This window comes from Salinisphaera sp. G21_0 (assembly GCF_017744115.1).
Classification (GTDB): domain Bacteria; phylum Pseudomonadota; class Gammaproteobacteria; order Pseudomonadales; family Endozoicomonadaceae; genus Endozoicomonas.
The window spans coordinates 14706-29773 of record NZ_JAGHQW010000035.1 but is presented as its reverse complement, the minus strand read 5'-3'; the positions used below and the strand labels follow the sequence as shown (position 1 = coordinate 29773).

Below are 15068 nucleotides of genomic sequence, written 5' to 3'. Positions count from 1 at the left end.
GCAGGATTGAGTAAATAGCATGAAATTCAGTGAAAAGTGGTTGCGGCAGTGGGTTAATATTGAGGTCGATACCCAGGCGCTGGTGGACAAAATCACCATGGCTGGTCTGGAAGTTGACGAGGTTGAAGCGGTTGCCGGTGAGTTTACCGGTGTCGTTATTGGTGAAATTGTTGCCTGTGAGCAGCACCCGGACGCCGATAAGCTGCGGGTGACTCAGGTCAGTACCGGCAGTGAGTCTTTCCAGGTGGTGTGTGGTGCCCCTAATGCCCGGGTGGGTATCAAGGTTCCCTTTGCCACTGTGGGTGCCGTATTGCCCGGCAACTTCAAAATTAAAAAAGCCAAATTGCGCGGTGTTGAATCCTTCGGCATGCTCTGTGCCGAAGAAGAGCTCGGCATGGCAGAGTCTTCCGATGGTTTGATGGAGCTGCCGGCAGATGCCCCGGTTGGCCAGAATATTCGTGAATACCTGTCGCTGGACGACAAGATCATTGATGTGGATCTGACGCCTAATCGCGGTGACTGTCTGAGCATCGCTGGTCTGGCTCGTGAAGTCAGTGCAAACTTTCTGGCGGATGTGACGGAAGAGCAGATAGCGGAAGTGGCACCCGCCATTGATGATACCTTCCCGGTTCATATCGATGCTCCACAGGGCTGCCCGCGCTATGTTGGCCGGGTTATTCGTAACGTGGACGTTTCCCGTTCTGCGCCATTGTGGCTGACCGAGCATCTGCGTCGCTCCGGTATCCGCTCCATTGACCCGGTGGTGGATGTCACCAACTACGTTATGCTGGAACTGGGTCAGCCTATGCACGGCTTTGACCTGGATATGCTCTCTGACAGCATTCATGTGCGCATGGCGGAGTCTGGCGAGAAGCTGACCCTGCTGGATGGCCAGGAAGTCACACTGAACGACAACACACTGCTCATTGCTGATGAGCAGAAGGCTCTGGCGATTGCCGGGGTGATGGGGGGAGAAGGTTCCGGCGTCAGTGACCAGACCCGTCATATCTTCCTGGAAAGCGCATTCTTTGATCCGATTACCATTGCCGGTAAGGCCCGTTCCTATGGCTTGCACACCGACTCTTCCCACCGCTTTGAACGTGGTGTTGATTTCCAGCTGCAGAACAAGGCGGTTGAACGTGCCACGGCCCTGATCGTTGAGATTTGTGGCGGTGAACCGGGTCCGGTAACGGAAGTGGCCAGCGAAGCCCACCTGCCTGCTCTGCGTGAAGTGACACTGCGTTCTGAAAAAGTGACGTCACTGCTGGGTATGGCCATTGAAAATCGTCATATTGAAGCTTTGCTGTCGCGCCTGGGTCTGGGCTTGACGCTTGTTGAAGAGACCGGTGGCCAGGCATGCTGGACGGTGTCTGTCCCCAGCTGGCGCTTTGATATTGCCATCGAAGAAGATCTGGTGGAAGAGCTTGGCCGAATTTACGGCTACAACAATCTGCCTGAGAGCACGCCGACAGCGCTGCTAAAAATGAAACAGGTGGACGAGTCCCGGGTTCAGGAATCAGACATTCGTCGTGTACTGACGGCCCGTGGTTATCAGGAGGCGGTGTGCTTCAGCTTTATCGCTCCGGAACTGCACCGGCTGTTTGACCCTCAGCGTGAGCCTGTTGCCCTGTCCAACCCGATTGCCAGCGATCTGTCCGTGATGCGCACAACGTTGCTGCCAGGATTGGTTAAAACCGCTGGCTACAACCTGAATCGTCAGCAAAGCCGGGTTCGTCTGTTTGAAACAGGTCTGACCTTTATCAGGGAAAAGGGCAAAGACGGCGATGAACTTAAACAGGAGCCAATGCTGGCAGCACTGATTACTGGCAGCCGTCATCCGGAAAGCTGGCAGGGTAAGGCTGAAGCCGTTGACTTCTTTGACCTGAAAGGCGATTTCGAAGCGGTCTTTGCCCTGGGGCAGGCCGGTAATGAGTTTGTGTTCCGCAAGGGCGAGCATGCTGCCATGCATCCTGGCCAGTGTGCCGAAATTGTTCGTGATGGCGAAGTGATTGGTCATATGGGCGCACTGCACCCATCGCTGGCAAAGACGATGGATATGCCCGCTGCGGTCTATCTGGTTGAGCTTAGCCTGAAAGCGGTGACTGAAGGCAAAGTTACCCGTTTTGCAGCCCTGTCGAAGTATCCTGAAGTTCGCCGTGACCTGGCACTGGTGGTTAACGCCGCCACTGCTGCTGGCGACATTGAACGGGTAATTGCCAGTGAAGCCGGTGAACTGTTGCGCCGGGTCAATACTTTTGATGTTTATGCCGGTCAGGGTATTGAAGCAGGGTTCAAGAGCCTGGCCATGGGCTTGACCTTACAGCATCCTTCCCGCACTCTAAAGGATGACGAGGTTAATGAGCTGGTTGACCGTGTTGTTGCCCGCTTGAAACAGGACTTCGATGCCAGCCTGCGTCAGTAAACGCCAGTCAATGGCCTCAGAGTGAATAATAAGATCATGGTAATAGCCTGTTATCTTTCTTTCAGGAAACCCGATACAGCTATTACCATGGGAAAAACAAAAAAGGGGATTGGTTCATGGGAGCCCTGACGAAAGCCGATATGGCCGAGCGACTGAATGAAGAGCTTGGCCTTAACAAACGCGAAGCCAAAGAGATGGTCGAGCTGTTTTTTGAGGAAATTCGCCAGTCTCTCGAAAAAAATCAATCGGTGAAACTGTCCGGCTTTGGTAACTTTGATTTGCGTGATAAACGTCAAAGACCAGGCCGGAACCCGAAAACGGGAGAGGAAATCCCGATCACCCCACGTCGTGTGGTGACCTTCAAACCCGGTCAGAAACTCAAGGCGAGAGTGGAAACCTATGCAGGACATGGAACCCAGGACGAGTGATCTGCCAGCCATCCCTGGCAAACGCTACTTTACCATTGGCGAAGTCAGTGAGCTCTGTTTGGTTAAGTCTCATGTGCTGCGCTATTGGGAGCAGGAATTTCCCCAACTGTCACCGGTTCGTCGAGGTAATCGGCGCTATTACCGCCATGAAGACGTACAGCTGGTTCGACAGATCCGCAGTCTTTTATACGATCAGCGCTTTACCATTGATGGAGCCCGCTCGCAGCTAAAGCGTCATGCGGTCAAGCGACAAACGTTTGATTATCGTACTGAAATAGCGCAGGCAATATCGGAATTAGAAGCAGTTGTTGATATTTTGTCCTGAGCTAAATCTCTAACAATTGGCCGCACCTTGTCCCAGTGCAAAGCCGAAATTTTCTGAAGGTTGCCATGTTCTGTGATAAACTGGAAATCCATGGCAATCGATTCTGCCTGTTCAGAAAATGATTCGGAACAGGCAATCACTTCATCCGAAGAAGTAGCTAAGTGGTGGCTTTTTCCACGGCGGAATCCAGGATACTGGATCAATTAGAAAGGCGATGTCTTGCAAGTAATATTTTTCCCAGAGACTATCACAGCCATTATAACGTTTTTGCTCTAAGAGCCTGGGATTGTCTCTCAATTTCTGGATGTTATCCAATCCAAGTTTCAACTCAATAAGTTCTTTGGGTGTGTTGCCATCTCTATCTTTATCATCACGTGTTGATATCGGTAATCTCCCCGGGAAATCCAGGTGACGGTAGCCATGTTTTCTTGCCAAATCCCTGTTTATATTGTCGGTTGTTTCCATTTGCTCCCGTTGCAGATATCTGAAAACTTCATGATCATCCTGCTCTACTGCACAATGAAGCAAAGTTTTCTGGTCTTCTGATTTGTGAAATAAATACGCTCGATAATTTTCACTCCCCATGAAATGACTGCAAAGCTCACGTACTACTTCAAGACTACTGTGACTTGCCGCCAGACTAAACAGGCTATTGCGTTTGTCGTTCGAGGTATTTTCCAGTTTACCCAAGCTTCTGAGTGCTTCCATAAGGGTTAGTGCCCCTTCATTCCAGCCGGTCAAAAGGGCAAAATGCAAAGCCGTGTCGTGGTTCATGGCAATTGGCAGGATATTTCTAATCTCGCCAGGGTCCTTCAGTCCCGCAGCATTAGCAGCGATAGCCGCAGTGACAGAGATAGTAGTAGTGATAGTAATGGAATCGGGAGTAGAAGACGTAGTGGTAGTAGAACAAGACGCCGTGTGTTGATCAATGCGACTCCGGCAGACATCATTCTTGAGAGCGAGCTGTAAGAGTTTCATATCACCTGCGAGACAGGCAATGTGCAATGGGGTTAAATCACAAGGGAGATCCCAGTCGTTTAATCCACCTTCAGCACTTTTTAATAGTCCAGCAACCACCTGAGCTGTTTCGACCAACATTTTAATGTCTGTCAACTCCGTAAACGCCTTGGCAACCTCACTGCAGGAAGACCCGTTTGCTGGTATGACCTTCACTCCTTCGAATTGCGTCTCCTTGGTTGCTGAAGACGGAAAAGACGGATTAATTTGAGAAGTATTGACATCCATAACAAAGTGACCTCGAACGTGTACCTGGGTAATTTGAATACACGATCAATACAAAGTTCCTGACTACAACCAAAAATTTCCCATCACTTATTTATCAGGGTTGAAGAGTAGAACGTGAAGATGGTTGCCATGTTCTGTGATAAACCGGAAAGCCATGGCAATCCATTCTGCCTGGTCAGAAAATGCTTCGGAACAGGCAGTGACTAATCACTTCACACGAGGGTGCATGATCTAAACGGCGAAATCGAGGATATAGGCTGCATTAAACCAGTAATGTCTTGCAAGTAGTAATCTAGCCAGGGGTTATTACTGTCACTAAAACGTACTTGCTCTACAAGTTTGGGATTGTCATGAAATTGCTGGATATAAAGCAGACCAGCTTTCATTGCGGCAAGTTTATCGGGTGTATTACCATTTCTATCTTTATCAGCACGCGTTGTTCTCGGGAGCATCCGGAGCTGGTTATCCTGATCATTCGCCGAATCTCTGATCATTTCTCTGGTTGCGGACATTTGCTGATCTTGCAGATAATTGAAAACTTCCGGACCTTTCTGGTCTACTGCACAATGAAGCAAGGTTCTCTGGTGTTCTGATTTGTGAAACAGATACTCTCGATAATTTTCACTCGTCTTGAAAGAATCACAAAGCCCACGAACAACTTCAAGACTGCTGTGACTTGCCGCCAGACTGAACAGGCTTTCGCCTTTGTCGTTAACGGTATTTTGCAGTTTATCCTGAACATCAAGCTCATCCATAAGCGCTATTGCTCCTTTGTCCCAGCCGGTCAGCAGGGCAAAATGCAAAGCCGTGTCGTGGTTCGTGGCAATTGCCTTTTGATCACCAACTTCGTTATTGCCCTCTGGTGATGCAGTAGCTGCATTGGCAGTAGCTTCATCTGCAGTAGCGCCAGCATCAGCAGATGTTTGTTGATCAATGTGCTCCTGGCAAAAATCATCCAGGATAGCGAGTCTTAACAGTTCCATATCACCAGCAAGACAGGCAATGTGCAGCGGGGTTAAACCACAAGGGAAATCCCAGTCGTTTAATTCACCGTCAGGACCTTTTAATTGTTTAGCAACCGCCTTGGCTGTTTCGATCAGCGTCTCTGTGTCTGTCAACTTCGGGAAGACTTTAGCCGTCTCACTGCAGGACGGCTCTTTTGCTGGTATGGCTTCCACCCCTTCGTGTTGCGTCTCCTGGACTGGTGAAGCCGGAATATGCTGTTGAATTTGAGAAGTGATATTCATAACAAAGTGACCTCGTGCATGAACCTGCGCTCTTTGAACACCTGATCGGTACAAAGTTCCTGACAACAACAAAGAAACTTCCCATTACCCATTTACCAGAGTTGAAGAGCCAAACCTGAAAACAAGATCAAAAACGACGACTTTCGAGAAATGTTAATTGAAGTGCTGATTTAGGGACTGAAGCCAGCGTTTGTGACGTTGTGTCTACTTGCCAGAAGGGTAAGGATTACCTGCTACCAAAATATACAGGCTCCAACTATGCATATATGCGTAGGTTCTGTATTTAATGAAGTCTTTGAACTTTTTATTTGTCTATTTGTCCAACAGGCCTGGGAGAAACACGACACAAACCATGCTTTAGAATGATTTTTATGAACATTAATAACTCTTCTCAACCGGCTGTTTTAACAAATGACAATTTATGTCCTGATAAAAACAACAAGCCCGAAACACCAGAATTAATAAAGGTTGTATCTCCTCAGATTCAGATGGCTTCTGAACCAGGGCAATTATTTCCTACAACGCCCCTTGGTGCAAAACACCAGACAACAGCAAAAACCAGAGCAGTTCGGCAGTATCCCACCCCTCAACCCGAACCTGGCCGATCATTTGGTTTTCGTTTTATGGCCTCTGATGATGAGGTGCGCAGTCTTTTGCAAGCCCGGACCCGTGACAGCGGGGGGGATGTCATGCTTATCACTCATCCCGATGACTTGTTTGAAGACAACCTGGTGCAGCGTCTGCACATTACGGCTGACAGCCAGCCCGTCCTTGAGTCTGGCCGACTCTTTGCCTGCGATACTCCGCTGACGCTGGTACTGGACATCCGTTCTCTCACCAGCGAGGAGCTGCCAGCGTTTAATGATCTGCTGGACCCTGAGAACCCCTGTCTTTACGACAAGACAAGGCAAGAGAAGCGCTCCCTGGGTAACCAGGTTTCGCTGCTGGTTCTGGCCAGCCCTGAGCAGCTGACCAGGCTGGGCAGCAACGATCAGGCTCCGGGGGCTGATTTCTGGCGCCGTGTCAACCGTCCGGGTATCAGCTGGCAGTTTGAGACCCAATCCTCCGATAAAAAAATTCCGGATGTCCGGGACACCGCTTTGCTGCCTGAATACCAGGGCACCCCCGCCGCTATCGGCGATGGCGATGTCATGACGATTGATTGCCACCTGCACAGTCACTGGCGTCCCTTGCTGTTTGGAGGTCCCGGTGTCGATCACCTGGGGCGTATCCGGCACATACCCGGCCAGCTTGAGCAGCTGCGGCCCGGCCAACAGGTCATTCTGAAGGGTGCCGACTGGCAGGATTTGCCCTTTGAGCAGTCCATCCGCCAGCTGCTGAGGCGCAGGGAGTACCCATGCAATGGCGAGACTCGTAAATTAGCCCAAGGCATCCAGTTTTACCGGATGCCCGTCTCCGAACAGGAACTGGGTACGCTGTTCCGTTCGCTGGATAGCAACAATGACACAGCCCCTGCTCGGACTGCCGGGCAGAACCCTATCCTTATCAATCCGGTCAGCATGGCCCAGTGGCTGAATCCGGTGCGCATTGTGCAGCAGGGGTATGCTGTCCCCAATACCCTGCTGGAACAGCAGATCCGGGCCGGTGGCGCGGTTATTGTCACCGCCCCCCTCAGTACCGCGCTCTGGTTCCAGCTGCTCGGTGCCTTGCAGGGCATCCGGGAAACGACGGGGATAACACCCTTACTGCAGGTTGCCGCCCCACAGCGGCAACCGGAATTACCGGGCAAGTCCGGGTGCACCAGAGGGCAGGCGTTGCTGGCCGCGCTCACCGAAAACCGGTCCTGCGCCTTCGTGCTTTACCAGCAAGCCCCACAGGCAATTGCCTGGCTTGCCGCTCAGCAGGAAGCACCGCTGGTAATTCAGGTCAACGAACAGACCACCCTGAGCCAGCTGTTTGACAATATCCACGTTACCTCGGAGCAACAGGCCCGGTTTGGTCGTTGTCAGACTCCGCTGCACAGGGCCCTGCAAGCTGGAACTCCGGTGGTTCTGCGAGGACTGGCCAGCAACCCGGAGCTGCTGCAGGCCCTGGAGCCGCTCTTCTGCGCCCAGCCCTTGCTGGTGAACGGTGAGTTGTACAGCTACCCGCGAGCCCGGATCACTGTGCTCTGGTCGGCATCAGACCACAGTCCGTCACCCCTGCTCAGCGCCGCACTGGCCAGGGCAACGCCGTGTCCCGAGCCAGATATCTGGGCCATCTGCGCCGGGCAGCACGGCATGAACCGCGCCGATCTGCCTGAACAGGCCATCACCAGACTCTACGAGGCGCTCAGGACGGTCCCCCGTTCACTGTGTGAGCCATTGCCGACTCTGACACAAGGCCTGCTGAACAGCCTGATCCTGGCCGCCCGCCAGGCGCAACACCGGGACAATGCCCCCGCGCTGGCACCCCGGCACTGGCGCAAGGGCATTGACAGCCTGCTGACCCACCGTACCCGACAGACGGCCTCCGTACGGGATTTCACCAAGGTGGCTTGCCGACGGTTGCTACCCGATGCTGACGGGAACCACTGGGTAGACCCGGACCGTTTGCAAGGCATCATTGCCAGTGCCCGGCCAATGGACCGGGCGTTTGTCAAAGAGCACTGGTGGCCGCTGGCCAGGGCCTTCGGGTCGGCGCTGCCCATTCCCGTAAAAAAAGATGGGCCGTGGTCATTATCCTTTGACGATCCACTCAGCGACTCCAACTCCCAACAACTGGACTCGCTCTGCGCCCTGCTGGTGGCCCAGGCACCCCAGGCACAGCAACCGGCGATGGCCCGGCAGTTACAGATCGACCCCGGGGACTTTAGCTCCTACCGATACTTGCCCGTCCGGCCATCGGCCCAGATCAAACGGCTGGAAGATGCCCTGACGGTCGGCTGGTCTCTGCCTCTGAAGCCCGGGCAGACGCGCTCTGATGCCATCCACACCCTGGCGAGCACCTGCTTTACCATGGCCCGGGCGGCAGGGGAAGGTGCCAGCGAAGCGGCGTCAGCGCGTATCAGCGAACAGTTAAGGCAGTCACTGGTTTGGCAGGGGTCCACAGAGGCACCCTTACGGGCACTGGCCAGGGATCTCTGTCACGCCCGAAGCCACCAGAAGGATCGTGAAAGCCGTCGTCTGGCCCGATTACGGGCTCGACTGGCCGAGGCACCGGTGATTTTCCTGCAGGGTGAGACCGGCACGGGCAAAAGTTATTTCGCCGCCACTATGGCCAGGGCATGCGGCCCGGCCCGGGTGGTCTCCCTGGGGCCGTCGGACACTGAGCAGACCCTGATGCAACGCTGGCAGTGGCAGCAACAACCGGACAGCAATGACCGCTATATGGTACAGCAGGATCAGGCGCTGATGGCCTGGGCCAACACCCCGGGAGTTGAGCAGGAATATGTCACACTGGTGCTGGACGAAGCCAACCTGGCCAGGACCGGACTGTTGGCCGCACTGAACGGATTATGGGAGCCAACCCCCTGTGTCTATGTCAGTGGTCACCCGGTCACCGTCAGCCCCAACCACCGGGTGATTCTCACCGGCAACCCGGATCATTACACCGGGCGACAGCTGGACCCCACTCTGAAAGCACTGATGCCCGCAGTTTACTACCCGCCCCTGAACCGGGCTTTTCTGCGCGACCGGGTGGTGGCTCCTGCCCTGCTGACCCTGCTGCAGCGGCATCTGCCCGAAAGCCGGGCAGAGGCGCTGGCACAGCAGGGCACCGACAGCGTCATGGCCCTCTGGCAGTATTACCCGGAGCTGCTGCCAGACCACGGGTTTACCCCACGGGACCTGACGGATATTTGCGCCTGGGTGGGCTGGTATCTGGACCAAAGCCAGCCGGAAACCCCCGGGCCGGTGACCCTTGCCCAGCTGAACGGGTTGATCCTGCAGGGTTTCCGGGATGTGCTTGACCCGGCCATCAGCGCAATACACCAGGATGCCCGAACCGCCCTGGCGATCTGGTTTGCCAGTCAATACCCGGTGAACAACACCCTGACTGAACTGGTCAAGGATAAAACCCTGAAGGACATCAACCAGACATTTGCCAGGACAGCGGCCAGGCTCAAACCCGAATTTGATACATCCGGGGCCGCCGTCAGCAACCTGGTGCATTGCCTGGGGCAGGATCTGAGCCGTTGCCAGCAGGCTAACCAGCACCAACGGCAACACGGTGGACGTCAGGCCACCCTGATTGAGGGACCGGCCGGCCGGGGTAAGGATGTCACCCTGCAACTGTTGATCAACAGTTACCGAGAGCAGCTGGGCGCGGAAACCCTGCCGGAAGTCCGCATCCTGAACGCCTGCGATTGCACCTGGGACACCCTGTGCGAGGCCATCAGGCAGGCAAAAATCCGCGGAGAGATCGTGGTCATTGCCGAACTCAACCGGATCGACAGCCAACACCTGGAAGGGGAGCTGAATGATATTCTGGCCGGTGATGCCCATCCGGGCTTCCATCTGTTCGCCACCATTAATCCGCCGCACTACGGTGGTCGCAAAGCCCTGTCACCGGCACTGGCAGGGCGGTTCCGTTACCTGCCGATTCGCCAGTACAGTCCGGCGGAACTGCAGGCGATTGCCGGTAAAGTGCTGCCGCAGACCAGGACAGCGGTTGCCGCGTCCCTTACCCGGTGGCACTGTCAACTGCGGTCACACCTGGCGCAGCATCAGTTGCCGTTGCAACCTGCCAGCCTGGATCTGCAGCGACTGGCCCGGGCCGTGGCCGACGGTGGCGACTTCAGCGACAGGGCGATCAAGGAACTGTTCAGCCAGCACTACCGGCTCTATCTGCTGGCGGCAAAAACGACACTGGAGGCGTTGTCGGACCAGCCGGTGGCAACAGGGTATAAAGGTACCATTGAGCCTCAACTGTGCACCTGGCTCAATACCACCCTCACCGACCTGGAACGCCCCTGGCTGATTCGCCGTGGTGCATGCACCCTGCTGCGGGAAGATCGCCATGAGATCACGGTCAACAGTGATCTGGACGAACCCAGGGCCCGGCAGGCGATCATCACCCTGCTGGCCCGGGCGCACTGGCAAGCGTCCGGCCTGTCGCCGGAACCGGATATTACCGGCAATGCCCTGACCCAGGCCTTTTACCGGTACTGGCAACAACAGTGGTTTAACCACCGCTTCGGGCACACCGGCATGGCCCCGGACACCGCATTTCCACTGACGGCCGCTCAGCAACAAGCCATGACGGGAACAGGGCAGCAATATCTGCCGCAAGCGGACCAGTTGATTGCCCGTTGCGGTGTGCAGCCGGTTCATCTGTGGCCCGCTTTGTGGAAAGAGCTGGAACAACTGCTGACTCATCCTGTCAGGCCGTTATCGGATCAGGTCAGGCCACAGGCAGTTTTGGCCACTGGAAACACCGGAAATGTCACCGAAGACACACAGCCAGTTGGCGGTTCCGGAACCTCCAGCGCAGCCTCAAACTCGGACAATGCTGTCGAAGCCCTATACCAATCAGCCAGCAGCAGTGAAGCCGGGTCCAGCAAACAGTCCATATTATCAGGCATAGTGGAACTCTTTACCGGTCAACGCAAGAGAAAACGCAGAGACAATTTATTGTTCGAATTTTTGCAAGCCTCACAAAAGAAGTTGTGCTTAGATACCGATTTTGAATCCCAAAACAAGCCAGACGAGGTTGTTGGCAGATACTTTATTGACAGCAAATGCCATGCGGCAAAGTATCGATTCCGTTGCCTGGATGTCATCGTGGCTGCTGACGGTGGCATCGTTATTGATGATTTGCCCCCAGAGCCGGTTGAGGTCACATTACCCAACCATCCGACCGGTTGGGAAAATAGAATACCTGCTGCTAACCAAAGCCGTGCACACATTAGTCTGAAAGCGGTCAATGGCCTGTTCAGGTTACCGGGTCTAAGTCCCCATGAAGACATTATCGGTATGGTTATTCAGCCCGGTCTGCCATTTCGTCTGACCAGAGACGACTATTGCGGCTTGCACAGCGTGGTGGTACCTGCTGCCAAACGCAACGAAACCATAGCCTTTACTTACCTGGTTCAACAACAGCCGGATAGCAGTCATCCATCGTTCACTGGTGACCACCGTGTGAAAGACTGGACGCGTCGTCCGGAAACAAGCTGTTCAGCAGAAATAAAAACAGGTATTAAGGACCTGTTTGAGCACATGCATAAAGTTCCGGAAGGGCTGCGTAAAGATCTGCTCGCTATTCAAAAGGCAGAGTCTCCCCGGCAACGCATTGAGGCAATTGCCCATTATTGTCAACAGTTTACCGGTAAGGGAAAACCGGACCCGGGCACTCACTTTTTCTCGTATCTTTTGCACAATCGGCAAGGGGGTTGCGCGCATCGCTCCGCGATATTTGTAGCACTTTGCCGCTATTACGGCATTGCCTCCCGATTGGTGGGCAATGCCATCCATACATTTCCCGAGTACTCCCTGGATAACGGTGGCAATTGGCAGTCGAGGCTGGGTCTCGGTGGTGCCCCTGTCCGGTTGGATGTATTGGAACCCGATGTGCAACCGACGCAAAAGGCAGCACCACAGAGTTCTCAATCCCAAACAGCGCTTGGCCTTTTCGATCAGGCTACTGAACAACAAAAACGCCGGGGCAGTGAACTCATCGTTACAGGGAAGCCTGGCAAGACCGTTGACTTTGTTAGTCCGCTGCCAACAATCGATCTGAATATCGTTGGACAAATCCGTGCCCTGTGCCGTCAGGGTTTAACCGGGCTGCTCCAGGGTGATGCTTTACTGGAAAAGATGGATCGGAAGATTTCGCAACTGGGTAATGACAAAGAACTCCTTCCGGACTTAAGGAACGCCGAAAGGTGTTTATATGAGGAAAAAGAAACAACTCTCAAAGCTATCTTGCTCTCCAGCTTGCGCAACGAAAGCAAGAAAATAGCAGATGGTCAAATTATAAATCAACTTATGGATATCAAAAAACTGTTTATGCATTGTAATTTTGACATTAATAAATGGCTTGAAATTTTAAGCGATGCAATACGGTTAAACGCTGATTTCTCTGAGCCTTCGACTATCAATATTGTCCGGGAGGCTTTGGCATCCGGTTTACTGGACCCGGACACACTCAATTACCGCTACAAGAATAAAATATTTTGGGGGGGTAGCGGCGCTATCCATTTTCTGAGCAGACATCGCGAATTAATAAATTACCTGGAAGGCTTTGATGAACTGAAGCCTCTTGCCATCGATGCCCGGAAAAAATGGTACACACATCTTTTTGGATATGAAAAAACGGGCAAGCGGAATTACCAGGAAATACTTGAGGCCTTGGCAGAACCCATTTTCATTACCCACGACCACGGTGGGAATTCGCCTTTCCTTCAGTCCGGGATTGCAGGCCGATCCCTGGATGATTCCTGGACCAATGATCCGACAGGAATTCCGGATATTGGACGTATGTTGGCACACAAGGCCGCCTTTCCCATGATGCGGGCTGGAAAAAACCATCAGCGCCCAGTGATTATGATAGGTCAACCAAAGTGGAAGCTAACTAACCTTCCTGATACGGTCAACGCCATTTTGCCACGGATATTTCGGGATAGCCCGGAGTTTGCCGTGCTGAGACAGAAACAGGCGACATTTGAGCTTGATGCCTGTCAGACAAATAAACTCTTTTTCATGTCAAACAAACATGATCGACTAGCGACCTTAGGCAGATTACATTTTATGAGAACAACCACATTTTCTATGCCTATACAGTCATATCTTGAATTACCTTTGAAAGCAAAAGTAATACTGCACGGCCGCGATAGGGGCGGGGAACTTGGTCACTTGCAAATCTCAAGAGAAGAGGAACGGAAGCTGGAAAATTTGGAAAAGCATTGCGAGGAATCTATCAAGCAAGCATTTTTTCAATATCTATTTCACAAGACCCACACCAACGGTGGGAGCCTGACCTTCTGCTGGGAAGGGAGGGAAGGTATATATGGCTATGATCGAATTGCGCATGATCAATTAAGGCAGGGTGCCCGTAAAATATCCTCTGCGAAGGAACTGATTGGCATGATAAACGTCACATGTCCTACATATATTAAACGATTTCATATTGATATTAATCTATCTCATTTTGACCGCTCCTGTTTACAGCAGGCGCTGAATATCAGTAATGCCCTGGTTCTGACATCCGCTGAGCTGACAACCATTGCCCGGGAGTTTTGCTCTTCGGTGGACCCGGATTCTCTGGCTGCAAAACTGAGCAAGGAATTGTCCCGAAATAATTTCGACATTTTGAACTCGATCTCTGTTCATCCTGAGCTTGTCGAAGGGTGATTGGCACAATACATGAAGCCGGAGTTCACGCCCTTCGACAGGCTCAGGACGAATGTAGTTTTGAAACTCTGAAATGTGCATATTATTTCGGGACAATTCCCAAGGCAGAAATCCGGTAAAATCGTGGCAATTTATCCAAATCAACAGAAAGCTCCCGGTAAACTCTCATGATTCCGGGCTTAAACAGGTTGTTTCACATCCTGCAGACCCCGGTATGCATTCCCACACAGAGCCAGGGGAAGCTCTGAGTGTATTAGTAATTTCCTGCACAAGACTACGAACGCCGTTTTCCCGGTTGGTGTGGCTTTTTCTCTTCCGGTGCGTTGAAGATCAGGTAAAGCTCCATCAATACTTCGGGAATCTGGCTGCACATATCCTCTGTGAGCTTGCTGTCCCTGCGAATATCCTGAAACTCCTGCTCATCATCAAACAGACCTGAGGCCAGCATGATCGGCAGCAGGAGTTCACAAACCTCCTGTTCATTGGTTCCGAACCAGGCGTCTTCATCGAGGAAGTGAGCCACCATAAAGCCGATGCACCAGTTGGCGAGGGCCTCATCGTCATGGTCTTCCAGCTCCTCGGATTCGCAGGAGAGGGAGAAGCCCTCATCTTCGTCGTTAAATCCCCGGTCGATGGTCGTTTGCATTCTGGCAATAAGTTCATTCAACTCATTGGCACTGGCAGCAGGGAGCTCAATCTCACCATCAAAAATACACTCGTTCCGTACCTGCTCGGTCAGGTCTATGGGGCAGATGGTCAGGGCCGTCAGGAAACCGTGGAGGCCATGGTAGTCAAGAGTTCCTTCATTTTGTTCCGTATAAGGCTGTAACAGCGCATCCACAGAAGCACGGGTATTGGACATAGAGGGTATCCTGAAAGTTTGAGGAGGGATTTTACTCTGGCTTTGGTGGAGATAAAAGTCTGTCCGGTGAAGCCTTTATCATGATGGGTTACCTGATAATAAGGATCACTGTTTTTTTTATAGAACTAAATGTTGGTTGCTAACGTAAGGGAGCGGTCAGCTCATAATCCGTCCAAACAATCTCTTATATGGGTTGGGCGTAAGATAAAAAATCAGATGTCGTTCATATGTATGGTGAATCCTTGGAG

7 protein-coding genes are annotated in these 15068 nt (G+C 52.7%); 4 read left to right on the top strand and 3 right to left on the bottom strand.

Annotated features, from left to right (window positions below):
* Positions 1-19: 19 nt before the first annotated feature.
* From pheT to J7439_RS16140, 3 genes are all read left to right on the top strand, one after another.
* A complete protein-coding gene (gene pheT / locus J7439_RS16150; RefSeq protein ID WP_209203008.1) occupies positions 20-2422 on the top strand; it encodes a phenylalanine--tRNA ligase subunit beta in 2403 nt (800 codons plus the stop codon).
* A gap of 116 nt (positions 2423-2538) precedes the next feature.
* The gene (gene ihfA / locus J7439_RS16145) at positions 2539-2850 is read left to right on the top strand and encodes an integration host factor subunit alpha (protein ID WP_101747798.1); all 312 of its coding nucleotides are present in this window, start codon (positions 2539-2541) and stop codon (positions 2848-2850) included.
* Entirely contained in the window at positions 2831-3175 is a 345-nt protein-coding gene (locus J7439_RS16140) for a MerR family transcriptional regulator (RefSeq protein WP_209203007.1), read from the top strand. Before ihfA ends, J7439_RS16140 begins: the two co-directional genes overlap by 20 nt.
* 141 nt (positions 3176-3316) lie before the next feature.
* Here J7439_RS16140 and J7439_RS16135 read toward each other — a convergent pair whose 3' ends face one another.
* Positions 3317-4420 (bottom strand): ankyrin repeat domain-containing protein, encoded by a 1104-nt coding sequence (locus J7439_RS16135; protein ID WP_209203006.1) that lies wholly within the window; start codon positions 4418-4420, stop codon positions 3317-3319.
* A 212-nt stretch (positions 4421-4632) separates the two neighbouring features.
* A complete protein-coding gene (locus tag J7439_RS16130; protein ID WP_209203005.1) occupies positions 4633-5667 on the bottom strand; it encodes a hypothetical protein in 1035 nt (344 codons plus the stop codon).
* 371 nt (positions 5668-6038) lie between these two features.
* On the opposite strand from J7439_RS16130, the gene J7439_RS16125 reads away from it, so the two are divergent.
* On the top strand, positions 6039-13958 hold the full coding sequence (locus tag J7439_RS16125) for an AAA family ATPase (protein WP_209203004.1): 7920 nt from the start codon (positions 6039-6041) through the stop codon (positions 13956-13958).
* 274 nt (positions 13959-14232) lie between these two features.
* On the opposite strand, the gene J7439_RS16120 is transcribed toward J7439_RS16125, so the two are convergent.
* Complete coding sequence (locus tag J7439_RS16120) at positions 14233-14820, bottom strand: YecA/YgfB family protein (protein ID WP_209203003.1); 588 nt, start codon at positions 14818-14820, stop codon at positions 14233-14235.
* Between the last annotated feature and the right edge of the window lie 248 nt (positions 14821-15068).